Source organism: Buttiauxella sp. BIGb0471 (assembly GCF_024807715.1).
GTDB classification, from domain to species: Bacteria; Pseudomonadota; Gammaproteobacteria; order Enterobacterales; family Enterobacteriaceae; genus Buttiauxella; species Buttiauxella agrestis.
This window is the reverse complement of the sequence record NZ_JANUEU010000004.1, coordinates 269,145-290,670: the sequence shown is the minus strand read 5'-3', so window position 1 is coordinate 290,670 and position 21,526 is coordinate 269,145. Positions and strand designations below refer to the sequence as shown.

Below are 21,526 nucleotides of genomic sequence, written 5' to 3'. Positions count from 1 at the left end.
TTTCTACCCTATAGCGAATGATAGAAATCGTCAATGTGCCACCGTTGTATACATTGAAGCCCCAAATAGCCTTAATCGCTTTGATAAAGATTAATGATGTGGCAAAAAAATTAGCGGATCTCCTACACTATTAAATGAGCCGTTCCGGAATAGTAATGTGAGCCGGATCGGCTTTTTGGGCTCGCTGAACGGTCTTTCTGGTTTTCGGGGTGAGCGGTTGCCCTGGAGTGATGTTCTGGGGCTTCACCGGGAGGGGTATTATGATGATCAGCACCGTCGCACTTTTTTGGGCGCTTTGTGTAGTTTGTGTTGTGAATATGGCGCGCTATTACTCATCTTTGCGTGCACTGCTGGTGGTACTTCGCGGTTGCGATCCGCTGCTGTACCAATATGTCGATGGAGGTGGTTTTTTTACCTCACACGGCCAGCCAAGCAAACAGATTCGCTTAGTGGGCTACATCTATGCTCAACGTTATCTTGACCATCACGACGATGAGTTTATCCGCCGCTGTGAACGTCTTCGCCGCCAGTTTATTTTGACCAGCGCGCTATGCGGACTTGTGGTGATTAGTCTTATCGGTTTGATGATTTGGCACTGACAGTTTGAGCACATAAAAAAAGCGGGCCAGTAAACTGACCCGCTTTTTGCTTTCTGGTGACTACACAGCGCTTAAATGAAGTGCAGTGAAATCCAGTAAAGAGAACCAGAAAGCAGAATCGACACCGGCAGAGTAAACACCCAGGCCATCAGGATGTTGGTTACCGTTTTACGCTGCAAACCGCCGCCATCAACCACCATCGTCCCCGCTACGGAAGAAGAAAGCACGTGAGTGGTAGAAACCGGCATACCGGTATAGCTCGCAATACCGATGGAGACGGCGGCTGTCATCTGCGCGGACATACCTTGCGCATACGTCATGCCTTTCTTACCAATCTTCTCACCGATAGTTGTTGCCACACGACGCCAGCCAATCATAGTACCGAGGCCAAGCGCCAGAGCGACCGCCATGATAATCCAGATTGGTGCGTACTCGATGGTATACAACAAGTCAGTTTTCAGCTCTTTCAGGAAGCGCTTATCGTCCGGTTTGGTTTCCGGCAGTTTAGCGACTTTCTCTGAAGTATCAGAGATGCACAGCAGCAGACGGCGCATATGGCTACGCTGCTCGATGCTCAATTTGTCGTAGCTGTCGATATTGCCCAGTAGTTCTTTCGCACGCTGCACTGCAATCATGGCGCGGCTGGCGTCACAATGGAATTCAGCAGGCTTATCCTGGCCCTTCACTTCTTCAGGGGTTGGAATAGCTGGGTTCAGATCGACAACGTGCTTAATCGCATCGCCGTGCTGCGCGTAATACTGCTCAAGGTGCGTAATGGCATCACGGGTACGAGCAATGTCGTAACCGGAAGCATTCATGTTCACCACGAAGCCTGCAGGCGCAACACCAATCAATACCAGCATGATTAAGCCGATACCTTTCTGCCCGTCGTTTGCGCCATGAGAGAAGCTCACGCCAATAGCGGAGATAATCAGGGCGATACGCGTCCAGAATGGTGGCTTTTTCTTGCCGTCTTGTTTTTCACGCTCGGCAGGTGTCAGGTGGATACGGCGGCGCTTTTTGGTGCCGCTCCAGTAGCGACGTAGCAAAAAGATTAACCCGCCCGCAATCACCAGACCCACAATTGGAGAGAGGATCAACGACATGAAAATCCCAATCACTTTCGGGATATTCAACGCATCAACAACGGAAGTTCCGTTCATCAATGCATTCGTCAAACCAATACCAATGATGGCACCGATTAGCGTATGGGAGCTGGATGCCGGCAGACCAAAATACCAGGTGCCGAGGTTCCAGATAATAGCGGCCAGCAACATAGAGAACACCATGGCGAGGCCATGAGCGGACCCTACGTTCAACAGCAGATCGGTTGGCAACATATGCACAATCGCATACGCCACGCTCAATCCGCCGAGCAGAACGCCGAGGAAGTTAAATAACGCCGCCATTGCCACCGCGAGTTGCGATCGCATTGCACGTGTATAGATAACGGTTGCCACTGCGTTAGCAGTGTCATGGAAGCCGTTGATCGCTTCGTAGAAGAGAACAAACGCCAGAGCAAGTAATAGCAAAAGCCCGGTATGTAGATCCAGGCCGTTAAACAGAAATTCCATAGACGTTACGCCATTTTGAGGACATGAACGCGGCGCATTATGTAAGACAACTCCGTAATGCGCCAACAGAAATATGGACTTTTCTTGATGTTTGTCCTTCCTGGGTCAAACAATGAAAAGATTTACATATTTATTTTCAATCACCTGCAATTGTTAAGACGCATTTAGCTGGTGCGACCAGCCCGCTATCTTTACAATTCCTTGCATTAAGCATAGTCGGGAGTAGGTCGTGGAAAAGTTTGATGCCGTAATTATTGGTGCGGGAGCCGCAGGAATGTTCTGTGCAGCGATGGCTGGGCAGGCGGGAAGCAAAGTGCTACTCATCGATAACGGTAAAAAACCAGGCCGTAAGATTCTGATGTCGGGCGGAGGACGCTGCAACTTTACTAACCTTTATATCGAACCTGCAGCTTATCTCAGCCAAAACCCTCATTTTTGCAAATCTGCGCTCGCACGCTACACCCAGTGGGATTTTATCGACATGGTCGGTAAGCACGGTATCGCGTGGCATGAGAAAACGCTTGGCCAACTTTTTTGTGATGAATCAGCTCAACAGATAGCCGATATGCTGGTGGCCGAATGTGATAAAGGGCAAGTGACCATGCGCCTGCGTAGCGAAGTGTTAGGCATCGAACGTGATGAAAACGGCTACACCATTCAATTAAATGGCGACAGCGTTCAGGCAGCAAAATTAGTCATCGCTACGGGCGGGCTGTCCATGCCGGGCCTGGGGGCTACACCTTTTGGCTATAAAATCGCTGAACAGTTTGGGCTAAAAGTGTTGCCAACGCGTGCAGGCCTGGTGCCGTTTACGCTGCACAAACCGTTACTCGAACAGCTACAGGTACTTTCAGGCGTCTCGGTTCCGTCCGTCATTACGGCTGAAAACGGTGTGAGCTTCCGTGAAAGTTTATTGTTTACGCATCGCGGTCTGTCTGGCCCTGCGGTGTTGCAACTGTCGAGTTACTGGCAGCCTGGCGAGTTTGTGAGCGTTAACTTACTTCCTGATACCGATCTGGATGAATTGCTTAACGAGCAGCGCAACGCTCATCCAAATCAAAGCCTGAAAAACACGCTGGCGATGGTACTGCCAAAACGCCTGGTGGAGTGCCTGCAACAGCTTGAGCAAATACCGGATGTCACACTTAAACAGCTCAATACCCGTCAACAAAGTGAAGTGCTTGAAACCTTACAAAACTGGCGTGTGCAGCCCAACGGCACCGAAGGTTATCGCACCGCTGAAGTCACGCTTGGCGGCGTAGATACCAACGAACTGAGCTCCCGCACCATGGAAGCGCGTAATGTGCCGGGGCTGTATTTTATCGGTGAAGTGATGGACGTAAGTGGCTGGTTAGGCGGGTATAATTTCCAGTGGGCCTGGGCGTCTGCCTGGGCGTGCGCGCAGGATTTGGTTGTAAATTAATGAGCAGGGAATCGACAGCGCTACCTTCAAAACGAGCATTTCATTACGCTTCGTTCAGAAATCTATTTTTCGCGCGTCTTTTAACGGTACTGGGCAACGGCATTGCACCCATTGCTCTGGCTTTTGCTGTGCTCGATATGGGCGGAACGGCTGCTGATTTAGGCATTGTGATTGCCTCACGTTCCGTTTTTAACGTTGCCTTTTTACTTATTGGCGGAGTGCTCGCCGATCGCTACGCACGAAGCAAAGTCCTGTTGTACTCATCCGTGATTGCTGCTGTTTCTCAGGCTGTTGTCGCCTGCCTGGTGTTGGATGGATCGGCAACCATCGCGCTATTGGCGGTGCTCGGCGCGATAAATGGCGCAGCGGCGGGAGCGTCGCTACCGGCATCACAATCAATGGTTCCGCAAACCGTTCCGGTACATTCATTGCGAGAAGCAAACGCCTTTATTCAGTTGGGGATTTACGGCGGAACGGTGCTTGGCGCGTCGCTGGGTGGCGTGCTTATCAGCGTGATGGGACCGGGCTGGGGGCTGGCAGTAGATGCATTAGGATTTGCTGCATCAGCACCACTTTATCTGATGATCCGCATCCATTCGACACAACCGCAAAGCTCGCAATCCAACATATTGCAGGATTTAAAAGACGGCTGGACCGAGTTTATTTCTCGCTCGTGGGTTTGGGCTATTGTGGTGCAGTTTACCATTGTGAATGCGGCTTTCAGCGGCGTGATGATGATACTTGGCCCGGTCGTCGCGGATGCGACATTTGGCCGCGCGGGTTGGGGAATGGCCATCGCGGCACAAAGCGCTGGCTTGATTGTTGGCTCAGTTATTGCGCTTCGCTGGCGGCCTCGTCGCGATTTGTTTATTGGCACAATTCTGACGGCATTTTGCGCCGGGCCGATTGTCGTTCTGGCTTTGCTGCCATCGACACCTATCCTGATGGTGGTATTTTTTATCGCTGGCGTGGGCTTCGGTTTGTTTGGTGTGGCGTGGGCGCAATCGTTGCAAATGCATATTCCGCCGGAAAAACTGGCGCGGGTTTACGCATACGACGCGTTAGGTTCATTTGTGGCGATTCCGGTGGGCGAACTTGCCGCAGGCCCACTGGCGATGCACTACGGCAATGAAAAAGTCTTACTGGCTTGCGCAGCCGCTGTTCTGCTGGCAACTTTCGCCGCCAGCTTCACGCCGTCCATCAGGCGGCTCGATAATGCCGCTCAAGTCAGGCAACATCAGGTTTAATCTTACTGGCAGGCTAATGCCAAATCTTTATTTAGCAGGTAAGGGCGCAGATATCCAACGGTGTTGGATAGCGGCAATACATCTTCATGCAATTGAATATTAAGCACATTGCTGATGTATTCCCGGCGTGCACTAATACGCTGCCAAAGCTCAGGATAATCGGTTTTAATTTGCTCACGAAGCGCTTTGTCGGCTAGCGCTACAGTGTCTTCGATACTGGCTCCGGCATAGCCTTTGCGCGACGGAATAATGTCGATTTGCAGCAGCATACCGCTGGATAATGGAATGTCTGAAGCCGGGTAAATTGGCGAACACAGCCACTCTTCATCGGCGACCAAATGGCCAGGATTCAGGTGCCAGTGGTATTCGTCTTTTGGTAAAACCCGCTCAATCAGTTCGTAAACTTCATGGCCTTTTACGCCATCATGCATCTTCTCAAGCCAGCTTACTACCGCGCGATAATATGGAATGGCGACCACATCCAGATAATCTTTGACGTCGGAATGAAGCTCATCGGCACTACTCACAACATAAGCCGCGCGGCTGGTTAAACCGCCTTTATAGCTAACGGTTAACGAGAATTTATCGCCTTGCTGGATGTGCTTATCGGAAGGATACAAATTGGCGTTTTCAAAGCGATCGCCCGTCGCGGCTATGGTTACGACGTTGTTTGCTTGCCCTTCAGCGGCAAGCAGGGCGGCAATCGATTTTTCTGTTTTACCCAGGTCAATTGCATTCAGGGCGCTTAGTGCCGCCGTTGATGCCAGATTTGCACCGTATTCGTAATGGGCGATTTCGTTGGCATTATTAATAATGCGTGCGCCATTACGCGGCGAGATAAACAGCCCGGTGGCATTAAGCAGCTCGCATTCTGGAGTGAGCGCAGCCTGAAGGGCATGGAAAATAAAAGTCGGGATGTCGAACAGTGACGAGTTGTCGTCGTGGCTGCCGGTGAACAGCTTCCAGCCCGCGATCCCGACACGCTGTTGTCCATCTAGTCCGGCCTGCTTTAGCACATCAGTGAGCGAAAGTGCGGTGTCCATCGGCTGGTTTGGCAGTGAAAACCACGGAGCATGAACTACTTTAGCGGGCGTTCTGGAGAATTGTGCCAGCTTAAGGTTTTCATTGCCGAGCACCAGCACCGCCTCGCCATTTTTATGCAGCACCAACAAACCTTCTTCAAATCGCGGAATGAAACCGGTCAGATATTCAAAATTCCCGCCATGTTCTTTGTCTGCGTAAACGACTAGCGAATCGAGATTCTGCTGCGCCATTCCCTGCAAAATTTTGCGTAAGCGCTCCTGAATCGTCCGAGCGTTTAACACAACACTCGGGACGTTGAGATAGATTTCAGGCTGCTTGATGGTGGTAAGCGTGATATTAGGCATGGGTCTGTAACTCCGTTTTCTTATCCCCGGGAGAACCTTAACTTACCACCGTGCGAATACTCAGCCTATCCCGGCAATCGAGATTTGGGGCGTCCTGGGCCAAGTAACACCGCCAATTTTCCGCCACCTTGTGTGGTTTCCATCAAGATTTTGCACACACTGGTGAGCGGCACGGAAAGTAACATGCCGACCGGGCCGAGCAGCCAGCCCCAGAATAGTAACGAAAGGAAAACCACGAACGTCGACATCCCCAGCCCACGGCCCATCATGCGCGGCTCGACAATATTTCCCAGCACCATGTGTACCGCCAGGAATAACGCGCCGACCAGCACCATTTCGTAAGTGCCGTTAAACAAAAACGCCTGAATCATCGGTGGAATTGCAGAAATAACCGAACCGATATTAGGAATGTAATTCAGCAAGAACCCCAGCACGCCCCACATTAGCGCAAACTGCACGCCCATCAGTTCCAGCCCAAGCCAGATAATCAGCCCTGTCCACAGGCTTATTAATGTTTTTAGCGCCAGGTAATGCGTCACACCTTTTAAAGCACGGTGCAGGCTGGCGATGTGAATTTTCGGATTGGAAAGGGCAAAACGGAGTTTATAGGGAACGTGGCGCACTTCGAACAACATAAACACCACAGTCATCACCAGCAGTAAAATGCTGGCCATCGCACCGGAAAGGCTGGTCATGAGTGTCGTGGCATACGACATCACTTTCTCAGAATCCATACGCTGCAACATGCGCTCAGGTGATAATCGCAGATGCATAAACGGCAGCATCTTTTCGAGCTCAAAAACTTTTTGCGTCAGCATTTTATTGTACTTGGGCAGCATATCGACAAACTCGCTCATCGACGCTGCCAGCACGCCAACCAGCATGGTCAGCACGACCAACATGGCAAACACGACCATTGAAATAGCCAGCGGGCGGTTCACTCCCCGGCGAATTAGCCAGGTGACTAAGGGGTTTAAGACAATGGCAAAAAACAGGGCCAATAAAAGCTGGACGATAATGTCTGCGGCCGCATGAATCCCGGCAAGAATAATCACCAGTGCAGAAAGCTTAATGAGAATGTGTAGTCCGGTTTTGTCGGGTTCTGGAGAAACCATGAAAAGATCCTGTGTTCGAGGGATCTTCTTAGTGTAGCGCTTCGTTTGTTTCTCACTCGCAGGTCGAGTCTGAAAGTCAGTTGCTGAAATGTGAATCACGACATGGTTATACTGAGGAACGCTGTTTTAAAAGTGAATAACCATGCCTGACCTGACACCCGCCCCGGCAATAAGTAGTTTCCGACTCAATCTACAGATTGTTTCTGTCGTGATGTTCAATTTTGCCAGCTATATGACGATTGGCCTGCCGCTCGCGGTGTTGCCGGGCTACGTGCATGACGTTATGGGATACAGCGCGTTTTGGGCGGGGCTGGTGATTAGCCTGCAATATTTCGCCACGCTGCTCAGTCGCCCACACGCGGGGCGTTACGCGGATATTCTTGGCCCGAAAAAGATAGTCATCTTTGGTTTGTGCGGCTGTTTTCTCAGTGGTGCAAGCTACTTGCTGGCGGCGTTTGGCAGTGCATGGCCGCTGGCGAGTCTGGTTCTGCTGTGTCTTGGGCGCGTGATTTTGGGGATTGGGCAAAGTTTTGCAGGAACCGGTTCAACGCTTTGGGGCGTCGGGGTTGTCGGCTCGCTGCACATCGGGCGGGTGATCTCCTGGAATGGCATCGTGACCTATGGCGCGATGGCGATGGGCGCACCGCTGGGGGTGCTTTTTTATCACTTCGGCGGGCTGAAATTACTGGCGGGAATCATTATGGCGGTGGCGCTGATTGCGGTGCTGCTGGCAATTCCTCGCCCGGCGGTGAAAGCCAGCATGGGCAAGCCGCTGCCGTTTCGTGCGGTGCTCGGGCGTGTCTGGCCATACGGCATGGCGCTGGCGCTGGCATCCGCAGGATTTGGCGTAATCGCCACCTTCATTACGTTGTTTTACGACGCCAAAGGTTGGGACGGTGCGGCCTTTGCGCTCACCCTCTTTAGCTGCGCATTTGTGGGCACTCGCTTACTGTTCCCTAACGGTATTAACCGGCTTGGCGGCCTGAACGTGGCGATGATTTGCTTCTCGGTGGAGATTATCGGTTTGCTGTTGGTGGGCTTTGCGGCTGAACCGTGGATGGCAAAAGTAGGCACATTTTTGACGGGGGCAGGTTTTTCATTGGTGTTCCCGGCGTTGGGTGTGGTGGCAGTGAAAATGGTGCCGCAACAAAACCAGGGTAGCGCGCTGGCGACCTACACGGTGTTTATGGATTTATCGCTGGGGATCACCGGGCCATTAGCCGGATTTGTGATGGTTTACGCGGGCGTCTCGGTGATTTATCTGGCTGCGGCGCTGCTGGTTTGCATCGCGTTATTAATGGCATGGCAGTTAAAAAAACGGCCCCCGGTTGAAGAACCGGGGGCCGTCTCATCATCACAACCGTAATTACTTGATGGTGATGGTATTAATGATGTTTTCTGCCGCAGTTTGCGCCGCTTGCTGGTTATCAGCAGGCAGTGTAATTTGCATAGTTAACAGTTGGTTATCAACTTTACCCAGGATAACAGACGAGTAAGCCGTCTGGCCTTTGGCGGAGATAACGCTGTCTAACTGTTGCAGCGTGTGGCCTTTAATCTCGACGGATTTATTGGTCACGACTTGCAGTTGTGGGTCACGAGCACGCTGTTGATCTTCAAGGCGCTTTGCCAGTGCAGCCAGATCGTCTGGTGTGTTCTCACCCACAATCACAATCACTGCTTTCTGACCGGTAGCGTCAGAATAGACGTGCATGTTATTTGCCTGAGTGCCTAATTTACCGCTCTGATCGGTCATATCGGCGGGGAGTGCAAAGCTGATTTTCCCATCCAGCAGACTGACCGGCTGACTGGCTGCGCTAGCTTGCGCCGCGTCGTTCGCCGTGGCCGTTTTGCTGTCGCTGTTATCGCAAGCGGCCAGGCCTAATACCAGCAGGCCAATACCGACATATTTTACCAGGTTACCCATGACTTCTTCCTTTACGTTAGCAAGCCTTTGCGGCCGATCCCAGCATCTTAGCACAAGATAATTCAAGCACCGTCAACCGGGCTGTAACGCTGAGTTTTCAGACTTATCTGCCAGCCGTTTCAACAACATATTCAGCAGAACGCCGTACATCGGCAGGAAGAACACGATGCTGATAAGCACTTTGAAGCAGTAATCCACGACCGCGATTTCTACCCAATGCTGCGCCATAAAGGCATCCGGGCTGCGCCAGAAAGCGATAAAGAAGAAGGAAAACGTGTCGCTGATATTCCCGAACAAGGTCGATGCTGTGGGTGCAAGCCACCAATAACGGCTCTGGCGCAGGCGGTTAAACACATGCACATCCAGTATCTGCCCCAACGCGTAGGCCATAAAGCTGGCGACAGCGATACGAGCGACAAACAGATTAAAGTGCAGCAGTGCATCGAACCCTTGCCATGTTCCCATATAAAACAGCGCGGAAATGGCATAGGAAATCACCAGCGCGGGGAGCATCACAGCAAAAATAATGCGGCGAGCCAGCGGAGCGCCAAAAATGCGTACCGTCAGATCGGTGGCGAGGAAAATAAACGGAAAGCTAAACGCGCCCCAGGTGGTATGGAACCCAAAAACCGAAACCGGTAATTGCACCAGATAGTTGCTGGATGTGATCACCAGCAAATGGAATAGCGATAGCCAAAACAGCGCTTTAGTGCGCTGAGTAGAATTGAACTGCGTCATTTTGTAGCCTTTTTAGTGGTGGGGTGAGGGAACCCAATACGCTTTTTAAAGCGGGGCGATGATACTGCTTTAGTCCCGCTTTGCAATGGTTAATTTTAACGCAATCGTTCACGTGACTTGCGCGAGATTTTACCGGGCGTAAACTATCGCGGTTTGTTAAATCCGAGACTGCTGATGACCGATCTGTTTTCTAATCCTGACCATACGCTTGATGCCCTGGGCCTGCGTTGCCCGGAACCGGTAATGATGGTGCGTAAAACCGTGCGCAGTATGCAGCCTGGCGAAACCCTGCTGGTCATTGCTGACGACCCTGCAACCACCCGTGATATTCCCGGTTTTTGCCTCTTTATGGAACATGAACTGCTCGCCCAACAAGTGGAATCATTGCCTTACCAATACTTGCTGCGTAAAGGCCAGTAATTCCGCCCCGGCCCTTGGCTCCCGCTTTGGGCTTCTGAACCCTCTTTGCATCTCTAATGAACCCCAATTTCATTTTTTGTCGCTTTTTGTGAAGTGCTTCACCCACGCTTTTCTCCACGTAGTCTAATTTTTAAACGACAAATTAAAACATTGTTTTACTTCTTACCCCACATCTCTACCTCTGCTGGAGCGACACAATGAAGAAGACCTTTCTGCCTGCTTTTGCTGGTTTATGTCTGTCTACCGCGTCAGTTTTGTTTGCGCAATCTGCTTTCGCACAAGTGATAAAAGCCGCTGACGTTCACCCGGAAGGGTATCCAAACGTGGTCGCAGTTCAGCACATGGGCGAAAAACTCAAACAAGAAACTAACGGTGATTTAGAAATTAAAGTGTTCCCAAGCGGTGTGTTAGGGGATGAAAAACAGATGATTGAACAGGCGCAAATGGGGGCAATCGACATTATCCGTGTTTCGATGGCACCCGTTGCGGCGATCCTCCCGGATGTAGAAGTCTTTACTCTGCCGTACGTGTTCCGCGATGAAGACCATATGCATAAAGTTATCGACGGTGATTTGGGCAAACAAATCGGCGACAAGCTGACCAACAACCCGAAATCCCGCCTGGTGTTCCTCGGCTGGATGGACTCTGGTACGCGCAACCTGATTACCAAAAATCCGGTAGTGAAACCCGAAGATCTTAAAGGAATGAAAATCCGCGTTCAGGGCAGCCCAGTTGCGCTGGCAACACTCAAAGACATGGGTGCAAACTCAGTCGCGATGGGTGTGAGCGAAGTGTATAGCGGCATGCAAACCGGCGTTATCGACGGTGCTGAAAACAACCCGCCAACCTTTATTGCCCACAACTACATGCCGGTTGCCAAAAACTACACCCTGAGCGGCCACTTCATCACGCCAGAAATGCTGCTTTACTCCAAAGTGAAATGGGACAAGCTGACGCCTGACCAACAGCAAAAAATTCTGAAGCTGGCACGTGATGCGCAAATGGAACAGCGCCAATTGTGGAATGCCTACAACACACAAGCGCTGGAAAAAATGAAAGCTGGTGGTGTTCAGTTCCACGAAATCGACAAAGCCTGGTTCGTGAAAGCGACGGAGCCAGTCCGTAAAGAGTACGGCGATAAGCATCAGGAATTGATGAAAGCCATTGCTGACGTTCAGTAACTTTTGGGGCCGTGGAGGTTTACTTTATGTCGCAACGCTACTCTGACTTAATGGACAAAGTTTATTTGCTGGCGATGATTGTCGCCGGGCTGTCGCTACTGGTGATGACAATCATTATACCGATTGGGATTTTCTCGCGTTATGTGCTGAACCGTGGGGAATCCTGGCCGGAACCGGTGGCGATAATCTGCATGGTGACCTTCACGTTTATCGGCGCGGCGGTGAGCTACCGCGCCGGTTCTCACATCGCTGTGAATATGCTGACAGACCGTCTGCCACAGGCCGCGCAGACGTTTTGCGCACGCCTGGTCGACTTGCTCATGCTGCTGATTTCTCTGGTGATGTTCTATTACAGCTTCTATTTGTGCGCGGATTTATGGGAACAGCCTGTTGCCGAATTCCCGCTTCTCACGTCCGGTCAAACCTATCTTCCGCTGCCTGTGGGCGCGATTTTGATGATTTTGTTTGTTGTTGAGCGATTACTGTTCGGCTCTCAAGAGAACCGCCCAATAGTGTTGCTGGGTAATCACGGCTAAGGTCAGGGGATAACATGGACGCATTTATATTATTAGCAACGCTTGCGGTGCTACTCGCGGTGGGAATGCCTGTAGCCTTTGCTGTTGGGCTAAGCGCCATAGCGGGTGCGTTATGGATAGATTTACCGCTGGAAGCGATCATGATTCAAATTACCAGTGGGGTGAATAAATTTACCCTGCTGGCGATTCCGTTCTTCATTTTGGCGGGCGCGATAATGGCGGAGGGGGGGATCGCCCGTCGTCTGGTCAACTTTGCCTATATCTTCGTGGGCTTTATTCGCGGCGGGTTGTCGCTGGTGAATATCGTGGCGTCCACTTTCTTTGGCGCGATTTCCGGATCGTCCGTGGCGGATACGGCATCCATCGGCAGCGTGATGATCCCGGAAATGGAGAAAAAGGGTTATCCGCGTGAATACGCTGCAGCGGTGACAGCGAGTGGATCGGTGCAGGCGATTTTGATCCCGCCAAGCCATAACTCGGTGATTTATTCCCTGGCGGCAGGCGGCACGGTTTCCATTGCAACGCTGTTTATTGCCGGGATTTTGCCAGGTTTATTGCTGGGTTTCTGCCTGATGGTGATGTGCCTCGGGTTTGCCCATAAGCGCGGTTACCCGAAAGGTGAACGCATTCCCTTCAAGCAGGCGTTGAAGATTTTCTTCGATGCGCTGTGGGGTTTGATGACGGTGGTCATTATTCTCGGCGGGATTTTGACTGGGGTCTTTACCGCCACAGAATCGGCGGCAGTGGCCTGTGTGTGGGCGTTCTTCGTGACCATGTTTATCTACCGTGATTACAAGTGGAACGAATTGCCGAAGCTGATGTTCCGCACGGTAAAAACTGTCTCTATCGTCATGATTTTGATTGGTTTTGCGTCAGCTTTCGGCGCGGTAATGACTTACATGCAGTTGCCTTCACGTATCACGGAATTCTTCACTTCTCTGTCTGATAACAAATACGTGATCCTGATGTACCTCAACATCATGTTGTTGTTGATTGGCACGTTGATGGACATGGCACCGATTATCCTGATCCTGACGCCGGTATTGCTGCCGGTGACCAATTCGCTGGGTATCGACCCGGTGCATTTCGGCATGATCATGATGGTGAACCTCGGGATTGGCCTGATAACGCCGCCAGTCGGTTCGGTATTGTTTGTGGCAAGTGCGGTGAGTAAACAGAAAATCGAAGTGGTGGTGCGAGCGATGCTACCGTTCTACGCCGTGTTGTTGGTGGTGCTGGCAATGGTGACCTACATTCCGGCCGTTTCTCTGTGGCTGCCGCATGCGTTGGGTATGACGAGCTAAAACGGCGGGTGACGCTAGCGCTTATCGACCCTACAAAAGCAGATGTTTCGTAGGTCGGGTAAGCGCAAGCGTCACCCGACTTTTTTATTTTTTGCGCAGCAACCGCAACGCATTCGCTGTAACCAGTGCCGTCGCTCCGGAATCGGCTAACACTGCCAGCCACAAACCGGTTATGCCCAGTAATGTTGTCACCAAAAAAATCCCTTTCAGCCCCAGCGCGATAGTAATGTTCTGGCGAATGTTGTTATGCGTGGCGCGCGCAAGGCCAATCATGCCAGCCAGTTCCGTCAGGCGGTTGTGCGTCAGCGCGGCATCGGCGGTTTCGAGCGCCACGTCGGTGCCACTGCCCATAGCGATACCGATAGTCGCGGCTTTCATGGCCGGAGCATCGTTGATGCCGTCGCCGACCATCGCCAGTGGCGAGCGGTCGTTGAGTTCATTAACCGCGCTGACCTTATCGGCTGGCAATAAGCTGGCGCGGTAATCCATTCCCAGTTCCTGAGCGATTGCAGCCGCGGCCCGCGGGTTATCGCCGGTCAGCATCACGCTCTGAACGCCAATATCATGCAGTGCTGCCACGGCGGCTTTAGCGTCGCTGCGTAAAGTATCGCGCAGGGCCAGAACCCCGATTAATTTGCCTTGCTGGACTGCGGCAATGACCGTTTGCCCCTCGGCCTCAAGCTCGGTGATACGTGTCTGCCACTGCGAATCGAGAACATTTTCTGCGAGTTTTCCCGGCGTACTCAGGAGTACGGTTTCGCCGTTGATGGAGGCTTCTACGCCAATGCCTGCCAGCGCCCGGTTCGCGCTGGTTTCAGGCAGCGTCAGCCCGCGACTTTGTGCTTCACGCACTATCGCTTGCGCCAGCGGGTGCGATGACCCCTGTTCGACGGCGGCAGCGACGGCCAGCAGGTCGTTTTCGTGACGCTCGCCATTCACTTCAATGGCCGTTACCTGCGGCTTGCCAGCGGTCAGCGTGCCGGTTTTATCAAACGCGATATGCTGAATTCTGCCAAGACGCTCAAGTGCTGCGCCGCCTTTAATTAGCGCGCCACGGCGTGCTGCTGCCGCAAGCCCGGAAGTAATCGCCGCAGGAGTAGAAATCACCAGCGCACACGGGCAACCAATCAGTAATAGCGCCAGGCCTTTGTAGATCCACTCGCCCCAGCTTTGCCCGAACAGCAGTGGAGGAATAACCGCCGCGAGCAGCGCAATCGCCATAATTATCGGCGTGTAAATCCGGCTGAAACGGTCAATAAAGCGCTCAATCGGTGCGCGACGTTCATCCGCTTCTTCAATTAAACGTAGGATGCGATCGATGGCGCTGTCACCCGGTTCTGAAATGACTTCGAGCTGAACCAGTCTGTCGACGCTGGTGCTGCCCGCCGGGACTTTTTCGTCTTGCTGACGTTCGACCGGAATCGACTCTCCGGTTAACGCACTTTCATCGAAACTGGCAAATGGAGTTAACAGGCGGCCATCGGCGGGTAAACGCCCACCGGCTGCGACTTCAATCACATCGCCCGGCCGCAAATCACCCACCGCGACAGTTTCGCGTTCGTCATTACGAATGCGCGTGGCGACTTCGGGTTTTAGTGCCATCAACGCGCTTACCCCACGGCGTGCGCGGCTGGCGGCGTAAGACTCGAGACGTTCACCAATTAAGAACAGCAGCAACACCATCGCGGCTTCGGCTGTCGCACCAATAAACAATGCACCAATGGCGGCTACGCTCATCAATGTTTCGATGGCAAACCAGTTGCCGCTGCGCATCAGTCGCACGGCCTGGCGGGCAATTGGCCACAGGCCAACCAGCGTGGTAGCGATAAATGCGATATTGCCGAACGGGTGGTTAAACTGCTCAAGACCCCAACTCAATGCCATCATCACAATCAACAGAATGAGCGGCAAATTTTCGCGCAGGGAAGAGGTTTTTGGCGCGGGGGCAGTGCTGTTTCTCAGGTTGTAACCTGCCGCCTTTACCGCTTTTTCAACATCCTGACGCACATCACTCTCGGCGGTGACCAGCAGTTTTTGCGTGGCGAACAACACCTGGACGCGCTGAACATCGGCCAGTTGTTTCACCGCGTTTTCAACTTTGCGTGCGCAAGCCGCGCAATCCATGCCATCGACCAGCCAGCTGTAACGCTCGCCAGGCTCTGTAACGATTTCAGTTTCCACAGGAGGTACGGCTTCGCTACAGCAGTCGTTACCGTGACAGGCATCGGTTTTTATCGGCAACGGACTGAGCTTTGCTTTAGCAAATTGCGGTGGTTTTGGGGAATTGAGCATGTGCCCTCCTGGGTAATGATAATGTTCTCATTACCCATGTTACTCTCTGGAGTTGACTCCAGAGTCAAGAGGGAAATTTGAGGGGCGGTAAATACCGCCCGTAAGGTCAGATATACAACGCGCGGACAATCATAAAGTGCCCGGCAAAATAGCAGGCTGCGGCGATGGCGCTGTCGCCGGTGAAGCGGCGGCGGTAATGACTTCCCAGCCAGACAATATTGCCTAACAGCAACAGCGTTGCGCCGCTAAAGGCCGAGAAATTTGGGCGCGTCGGCAGGTAAAAGTAAAGCTCACCTGCCAGCCACACCATCACCAGCGTCATGCCGATAAACGTCATAATCGGCCAGCGGAACGTTTCGAGACGCGTCCAGATAACCGCAACCAATAAGGCTCCTACAACCAGCAAAACCAACGGTAGCGGCCAGAAGAAACTGAATGTCATCTGGCTGGCGAAATAGAGGGTGTAGAGCAGGTGTGAGAGGAAAAATGCCCCGATGGCGTACAGCATGCGCTGGGTTGGTAGCAATGTGAGCGCATCGCCGAGTAGCGTTGCCAGCAGGCCGGCGACAATCAAGTAGCCCGTTGCGTTAAACATTGGCGCTTGCCAGGCTAAAAGTAATAAAAGCAAAAGGGTGACAGGCTTGAACACCCAGCGTTGCCAGGTTGGCCCACGGTAGGAGGCGTCAACGTACAGCCAGCCTGAGAAGAATACTGCGATAAATGACCAAAGCATGGCGTGTCCTTTTGTACCCTTCATACTTCAAGTTGCATGTGCGTTGGCTTTCCTCGCTCACCCCAGTCACTTACTCAAGTAAGCTCCTGGGGATTCACTGTGTCGCCGCCTTCCTGCAACTCGAATTATTTTGGGTAAATATGAGTTAATCTGCCGTTTTTCTTAAGTCTAGTGGTCAATTGCGACGGATGACAACGTCCAGAGCGGCAGGGTATTCTTAAAAGTGCCTGACAATTCGAGATAAATCCATGAGTAAAATGCCCCTTTTCTTCATCGCCGTTGTGGCGATTATCGTCGTGGCAGCGTCGTTCCGCTTTGTGCAGCAGCGCCGCCAGAATGCGGAAAATGATGCAGCACCTCTGATGCAACGAAGCGTGTTGGTGGCGACAAAACGTGAAACACCCATCAACGATCGGCGCTCGCGGCAACGCCAGGTGACGCCGGTTGAAGATACGATGCGTTATGAGATTTGGTTTCGCCCACAAAGTGGCGGGCTGGATCTGAAAATGCGTGTGATGGCTGAACAGTACCACTCGATGAGTGTCGGTGACGCGGGGACTTTGCAGTATAAGGGGACGCGGTTTGTAGGGTTCGTCCCCCAATGATTATTTGCCCTGGCGGAGTTTCTTCTGCCAGACCAGCAGTTCAAATACGCCAAAGATGAAAATCTTAATCTGTTGAGCGCGACTGAGCGGTGGGCTGCCTTTTGGCTGAGTCGATTTTAGCAACGCCAACTGCATGCCGTGCATCAACACGGTGAAGATCAGCGCGACGTTAACGAAGATATTAAGTGGGCGCGGGAACGGGTGGAAAATATTCAGTAACAAAAATGCCCAGACGCCGAGCATGAGCAAGCGGCCGATATTGATCAACATGATGCTGTTCCTTAAATTTCGCGGCTAAATAAACGGTAAGCGACCTGGCCTGCGACTTTTTCACGGTGCAGTGACCAGCTTGCCGGTAGCGCAGGCATCCCGTTTTCTACTTCGCTTTCAACGTAAATCAGCGCTTCATCTGCCAACCAACCATTGCTTTCAAGCAACGCTAACGTCTCGTCCAGCAAGCCTTTTCTGAACGGAGGGTCAACAAACACAATGGTGTGTGGCTCGCCGGGCTGCGCCAGGAAATTGAGCGTGTTAGTGTTCACAACCTTGGCGTTAGCCGCTTTTAGCGTGACGAGATTTTTTTGCAATTGCTGTGAAACGTTGCGATCCATCTCGAGTAAAGTGGCGCGGCTGGCGTAACGCGATAACGCTTCTAGCCCTAATGCACCGCTCCCGGCAAAGCAGTCTAATACGGTGGCATCGACCATTGAGGGAGCCAGCCAGTTAAATAGGGTTTCACGAACTCTGTCCGTTGTAGGACGCAAGCCAGGGCTGTCTGGTACAGGCAGTTTACGGCCGCGCCATTGGCCGCCAATAATACGAATCTGGCCGGTGCCAGTAGATTGCGGTTTTTTCATGAGACTCACTGCGATGCAATTTCTTGCCGTCTAGTGTAACGGTGTGTGTAAGGCGGGGAAAGTGATAGACTAAGGCATTCATTAGATAATTATTTTCAGTGCCCGTGGCATGCTCAATCGGGCCTGTGCCATGAATTAACAGCGAGGAGTGTGTTCGCAAATGGCGAAAGAGAAAAAACGTGGCTTTTTTTCATGGCTAGGCTTTGGCCAGAAAGAGCAGGCTTCTGAACAAGAAACAGAACAAAAAGTGGCAGAAGAACAACCGGTTGCCGAAGAAGTCGTTGAGCAGGTTATTGAAGCTGAACAACCGCAAGCGCTTGAAGAAACTGCGCAACCAGAAGAAGCTAAGCCTGAAATCCAGCCAGAAACTCTGACTGTAGAAGAGCCTGTCGCGCTTGCTAAGCGCGAGGAGCCAGAAGTCTTCGCAGAAGAAATTGTCGAAGTCACCGAAAAGCTCGTTGAGAGCGAAGTGCTGGTGGCTGAACCGGAAATCATTCCAGAACCAGAACCAGAAGTTACCGCGCAAGTTGCTGTAGAACACGAAGAGCTGCCGGTTCCTGAAGACGTGGTTGCTGAAGCTGAACTGGAGCCAGAAGAGTGGCAACCGGAACAAGAGCCTGTTGTTGCGGTAGTTGAGCAAGAAGTTGAAGTTATTGAAGAAGATGTTGTCGTAGAAGAAATACTGGAAGAAGAGCTTGCTGAAGAACTCCCGGTTGCTGCCGTTATCGCCGAAGAAGTGGCGGAAGAGCAGCCAGCAGAAGAAATCCAGCAGGAACAAGAGCGTCCAACCAAAGAAGGTTTCTTCGCACGCCTCAAACGCAGCCTGGTTAAAACGAAACAGAACCTCGGTTCCGGATTTATCAGTCTGTTCCGTGGCAAGAAAATCGACGATGATCTGTTCGAAGAACTTGAAGAGCAGTTGCTTATCGCCGATGTGGGCGTTGAAACAACGCGCAAAATCATCACCAATCTGACAGAAGGCGCGAGCCGTAAAGACCTGCGTGACGCGGAAGCGTTGTACGGTCTGCTGAAAGAAGAGATGGGCGAGATTCTGGCGAAAGTCGATGAGCCGCTGAATGTTGAAGGCAAAACCCCATTCGTTATTCTGATGGTTGGCGTCAACGGCGTGGGTAAAACCACCACTATCGGCAAACTGGCGCGTCAGTTCCAGCAAGAAGGCAAATCTGTAATGCTGGCGGCGGGCGATACCTTCCGCGCGGCGGCAGTAGAACAATTGCAGGTCTGGGGCCAGCGCAACAATATTCCGGTTATCGCTCAACACACCGGTGCCGATTCTGCTTCCGTGATTTTTGATGCGATTCAGGCGGCAAAAGCGCGCAATGTCGATGTCCTTCTGGCAGATACCGCCGGGCGTTTGCAGAACAAAGCGCACCTGATGGAAGAGCTGAAGAAAATCGTTCGCGTAATGAAAAAGCTGGACGAAGATGCACCGCATGAGGTTATGCTCACCCTCGATGCCAGCACCGGGCAGAATGCGATTAGCCAGGCTAAATTATTCCATGAAGCCGTTGGATTGACAGGCATTACGCTCACCAAACTGGATGGTACAGCCAAAGGCGGCGTGATTTTCTCCGTTGCCGATCAGTTTGGTATTCCGATTCGCTACATTGGCGTCGGCGAGCGTATTGAGGACTTGCGTCCGTTTAATGCGGGCGATTTTATTGAGGCACTTTTTGCCCGAGAGGATTAACCATGATTCGCTTTGAACACGTTAGTAAGGCCTATCTCGGTGGGAGACAAGCGTTGCAGGGAGTCACCTTCCATATGCAACCTGGCGAGATGGCTTTTCTGACCGGTCACTCTGGAGCCGGGAAAAGTACCCTGCTTAAGCTTATCTGCGGTATTGAGCGGCCAAGTGCCGGAAAGATTTCGTTCAGCGGCCATGATATTAGCCGCCTCAAGAGCCGCGAAGTGCCGTTCCTGCGCCGTCAGATTGGTATGATCTTCCAGGATCACCATCTGTTGATGGACAGAACCGTTTACGACAACGTGGCGATCCCGCTGATCATCGCGGGTGCCAGCGGTGAAGACATTCGCCGCCGCGTGTCTGCGGCACTGGATAAAGTTGGCCTACTCGATAAAGCGAAGAGTTTCCCGATTCAACTCTCTGGCGGTGAACAGCAGCGCGTGGGCATTGCTCGTGCGGTGGTGAATAAGCCTGCAGTATTGCTGGCGGATGAACCGACCGGTAACCTTGATGATGCGCTCTCGGAAGGTATTTTGCGTCTGTTCGAGGAGTTTAACCGCGTGGGCGTAACGGTTCTGATGGCAACGCACGATATGGGGCTGATTTCCCGCCGTAATTATCGCATGTTGACGTTAAGTGACGGCCATTTGCATGGAGGCCTGGCAGGTGAATAAACGCAGCGCGCTCAATCACATAAAGCGCTTCAGCAACAAGCTGGATAAAATCAACTCGCTGAATAAGTTAGGGGATTTAGGCCGCTCGGTGAAAAAACGCGGCAAAGGGCCTCAATCGAAAAGCAAATCCCTCAAGGGCGGTGTGAACGAACAGTTCCGCTACGCCTGGCAGGGGGCTGTACAGGATTTGCGCAGCAAGCCTTTAGCCACTTTCCTGACGGTCATGGTTATCGCCATTTCTCTCACACTGCCAAGCGTATGCTACATGGTTTACAAAAACGTAAATCAGGCCGCCACACAGTATTACCCTTCGCCGCAAATTACCGTTTACCTCGACAAAGCGCTGGATGACAACGCCGCGCAGCAAGTGGTGGGTGCGATTCAGGCAGAAGAGGGCGTCGATAAAGTTAACTATTTATCGCGTGACGAAGCGCTGGGCGAATTCCGCAACTGGTCTGGCTTTGGCGGCGCGCTGGATATGCTGGAAGAAAACCCGTTGCCTGCGGTTGCCGTGGTGAACCCGAAACTCGATTTCCAGACCACAGACCACCTGAACACTTTGCGTGACCGTGTCGCTCGTATTAACGGTGTCGATGAAGTGCGCATGGATGACAGCTGGTTTGCACGTCTCGCCTCGCTGACGGGCCTTGTAGGGCGTGTTGCTGCGATGATTGGCGTGCTGATGGTTGCCGCGGTATTCCTGGTGATTGGTAACAGCGTGCGCCTGAGCATCTTTGCCCGCCGCGACTCCATCAACGTGCAGAAACTGATTGGTGCAACGGATGGATTCATCCTGCGCCCGTTCTTGTACGGCGGTGCGTTATTAGGCTTTAGCGGTGCGTTTTTGTCGCTGATTTTGACCGAAATTCTGGTGTGGCGTTTGTCATCTGCTGTGACCGAAGTGGCGCAAGTGTTTGGCACAAAATTCGATCTGACGGGCTTGGGTTTCGACGAATGCCTGCTGTTGTTGCTGGTTTCATCGATGAGCGGTTGGTTGGCTGCGTGGATAGCAACAGTACAACATTTACGTCGTTTTACCCCAGAGTAAAAATTTTTTGATATACTAGTCCCCTGCTACGAAGTACCTATCAGCAGGGGACTCGTTCCCACCTCGGTTAGCGTTTCTCCTGCCATGTTTCATAGCTCTGTCACATTTTGTGTGCAATCTATGCACAGCTTTACACGGAACTTGTGGATAGCATCACTGT

At 52.2% G+C, this 21,526-nt stretch carries 21 protein-coding genes; 12 read left to right on the top strand and 9 right to left on the bottom strand.

Going from position 1 to position 21,526, the window contains the following annotated elements; all coding sequences use genetic code 11:
* The first annotated feature begins 263 nt into the window (after nucleotides 1-263).
* A complete protein-coding gene (uspB, locus tag M2371_RS15190) occupies nucleotides 264-599 on the top strand; it encodes a universal stress protein UspB (protein WP_034499574.1) in 336 nt (111 codons plus the stop codon).
* Nucleotides 600-670: 71 nt separating this feature from the next.
* On the opposite strand, the gene pitA is transcribed toward uspB, so the two are convergent.
* A complete protein-coding gene (gene pitA / locus M2371_RS15185; protein ID WP_034499572.1) occupies nucleotides 671-2,173 on the bottom strand; it encodes an inorganic phosphate transporter PitA in 1,503 nt (500 codons plus the stop codon).
* A 229-nt stretch (nucleotides 2,174-2,402) separates the two neighbouring features.
* Here pitA and M2371_RS15180 point away from each other — a divergent pair, with 229 nt between their 5' ends.
* Entirely contained in the window at nucleotides 2,403-3,596 is a 1,194-nt protein-coding gene (locus M2371_RS15180; RefSeq protein ID WP_172892900.1) for an NAD(P)/FAD-dependent oxidoreductase, read from the top strand.
* Nucleotides 3,596-4,843 (top strand): MFS transporter, encoded by a 1,248-nt coding sequence (locus M2371_RS15175; protein WP_259268080.1) that lies wholly within the window; start codon nucleotides 3,596-3,598, stop codon nucleotides 4,841-4,843. Before M2371_RS15180 ends, M2371_RS15175 begins: the two co-directional genes overlap by 1 nt.
* Before the next feature lie 2 nt (nucleotides 4,844-4,845).
* Here M2371_RS15175 and M2371_RS15170 read toward each other — a convergent pair whose 3' ends face one another.
* Complete coding sequence (locus M2371_RS15170; protein ID WP_259268079.1) at nucleotides 4,846-6,231, bottom strand: Xaa-Pro peptidase family protein; 1,386 nt, start codon at nucleotides 6,229-6,231, stop codon at nucleotides 4,846-4,848.
* A gap of 65 nt (nucleotides 6,232-6,296) precedes the next feature.
* On the bottom strand, nucleotides 6,297-7,346 hold the full coding sequence (locus tag M2371_RS15165; protein WP_034499563.1) for an AI-2E family transporter: 1,050 nt from the start codon (nucleotides 7,344-7,346) through the stop codon (nucleotides 6,297-6,299).
* 142 nt (nucleotides 7,347-7,488) lie between these two features.
* On the opposite strand from M2371_RS15165, the gene M2371_RS15160 reads away from it, so the two are divergent.
* Nucleotides 7,489-8,712, top strand: a complete 1,224-nt coding sequence (locus tag M2371_RS15160; protein WP_259268078.1) for an MFS transporter — start codon at nucleotides 7,489-7,491, stop codon at nucleotides 8,710-8,712.
* Here the strand turns inward: M2371_RS15160 and M2371_RS15155 are convergent, their stop codons facing one another.
* Together M2371_RS15155 and M2371_RS15150 are read right to left on the bottom strand one after the other, a co-directional pair.
* Nucleotides 8,713-9,270 carry a DcrB family lipoprotein gene (locus M2371_RS15155; RefSeq protein WP_172892904.1) on the bottom strand — a complete coding sequence of 186 codons (558 nt, stop codon included), beginning with the start codon at nucleotides 9,268-9,270 and terminating at the stop codon, nucleotides 8,713-8,715.
* A 72-nt stretch (nucleotides 9,271-9,342) separates the two neighbouring features.
* Nucleotides 9,343-10,008, bottom strand: coding sequence for a 7-cyano-7-deazaguanine/7-aminomethyl-7-deazaguanine transporter (locus M2371_RS15150; RefSeq protein WP_259268077.1), 666 nt, complete (start codon nucleotides 10,006-10,008; stop codon nucleotides 9,343-9,345).
* 174 nt (nucleotides 10,009-10,182) lie between these two features.
* Between M2371_RS15150 and tusA the strand changes: the two genes are divergently transcribed.
* From tusA to M2371_RS15130, 4 genes are all read left to right on the top strand, one after another.
* Nucleotides 10,183-10,428, top strand: a complete 246-nt coding sequence (tusA, locus tag M2371_RS15145) for a sulfurtransferase TusA (protein WP_172892906.1) — start codon at nucleotides 10,183-10,185, stop codon at nucleotides 10,426-10,428.
* Nucleotides 10,429-10,625: 197 nt separating this feature from the next.
* Nucleotides 10,626-11,609, top strand: a complete 984-nt coding sequence (locus M2371_RS15140) for a TRAP transporter substrate-binding protein (protein ID WP_115626889.1) — start codon at nucleotides 10,626-10,628, stop codon at nucleotides 11,607-11,609.
* A gap of 26 nt (nucleotides 11,610-11,635) precedes the next feature.
* On the top strand, nucleotides 11,636-12,145 hold the full coding sequence (locus M2371_RS15135; protein WP_115626890.1) for a TRAP transporter small permease: 510 nt from the start codon (nucleotides 11,636-11,638) through the stop codon (nucleotides 12,143-12,145).
* Between the two features lie 14 nt (nucleotides 12,146-12,159).
* Nucleotides 12,160-13,449: a TRAP transporter large permease gene (locus M2371_RS15130; protein WP_259268076.1), complete on the top strand. Its 1,290-nt coding sequence runs from the start codon at nucleotides 12,160-12,162 to the stop codon at nucleotides 13,447-13,449.
* Between the two features lie 84 nt (nucleotides 13,450-13,533).
* On the opposite strand, the gene zntA is transcribed toward M2371_RS15130, so the two are convergent.
* Nucleotides 13,534-15,741, bottom strand: a complete 2,208-nt coding sequence (zntA, locus tag M2371_RS15125; protein WP_259268075.1) for a Zn(II)/Cd(II)/Pb(II) translocating P-type ATPase ZntA — start codon at nucleotides 15,739-15,741, stop codon at nucleotides 13,534-13,536.
* Nucleotides 15,742-15,847: 106 nt separating this feature from the next.
* Entirely contained in the window at nucleotides 15,848-16,474 is a 627-nt protein-coding gene (locus tag M2371_RS15120; protein ID WP_034499542.1) for a lysoplasmalogenase, read from the bottom strand.
* A gap of 248 nt (nucleotides 16,475-16,722) precedes the next feature.
* Between M2371_RS15120 and M2371_RS15115 the strand changes: the two genes are divergently transcribed.
* Nucleotides 16,723-17,079, top strand: coding sequence for a DUF2500 domain-containing protein (locus M2371_RS15115; RefSeq protein ID WP_259268074.1), 357 nt, complete (start codon nucleotides 16,723-16,725; stop codon nucleotides 17,077-17,079).
* On the opposite strand, the gene M2371_RS15110 is transcribed toward M2371_RS15115, so the two are convergent.
* Nucleotides 17,080-17,349 (bottom strand): DUF1145 family protein, encoded by a 270-nt coding sequence (locus M2371_RS15110; protein ID WP_034460527.1) that lies wholly within the window; start codon nucleotides 17,347-17,349, stop codon nucleotides 17,080-17,082.
* 11 nt (nucleotides 17,350-17,360) lie between these two features.
* Complete coding sequence (gene rsmD / locus M2371_RS15105; RefSeq protein WP_034499538.1) at nucleotides 17,361-17,936, bottom strand: 16S rRNA (guanine(966)-N(2))-methyltransferase; 576 nt, start codon at nucleotides 17,934-17,936, stop codon at nucleotides 17,361-17,363.
* A 160-nt stretch (nucleotides 17,937-18,096) separates the two neighbouring features.
* Here rsmD and ftsY point away from each other — a divergent pair, with 160 nt between their 5' ends.
* From ftsY to ftsX, 3 genes are read left to right on the top strand one after another with little or no spacing between them, the layout of a single operon-like run.
* Entirely contained in the window at nucleotides 18,097-19,647 is a 1,551-nt protein-coding gene (gene ftsY / locus M2371_RS15100) for a signal recognition particle-docking protein FtsY (protein WP_259268073.1), read from the top strand.
* A 2-nt stretch (nucleotides 19,648-19,649) separates the two neighbouring features.
* Nucleotides 19,650-20,318, top strand: a complete 669-nt coding sequence (gene ftsE / locus M2371_RS15095) for a cell division ATP-binding protein FtsE (protein ID WP_034499534.1) — start codon at nucleotides 19,650-19,652, stop codon at nucleotides 20,316-20,318.
* Nucleotides 20,311-21,366, top strand: a complete 1,056-nt coding sequence (gene ftsX, locus M2371_RS15090) for a permease-like cell division protein FtsX (RefSeq protein ID WP_034499630.1) — start codon at nucleotides 20,311-20,313, stop codon at nucleotides 21,364-21,366. Before ftsE ends, ftsX begins: the two co-directional genes overlap by 8 nt.
* The last annotated feature ends 160 nt before the right edge of the window (nucleotides 21,367-21,526 follow it).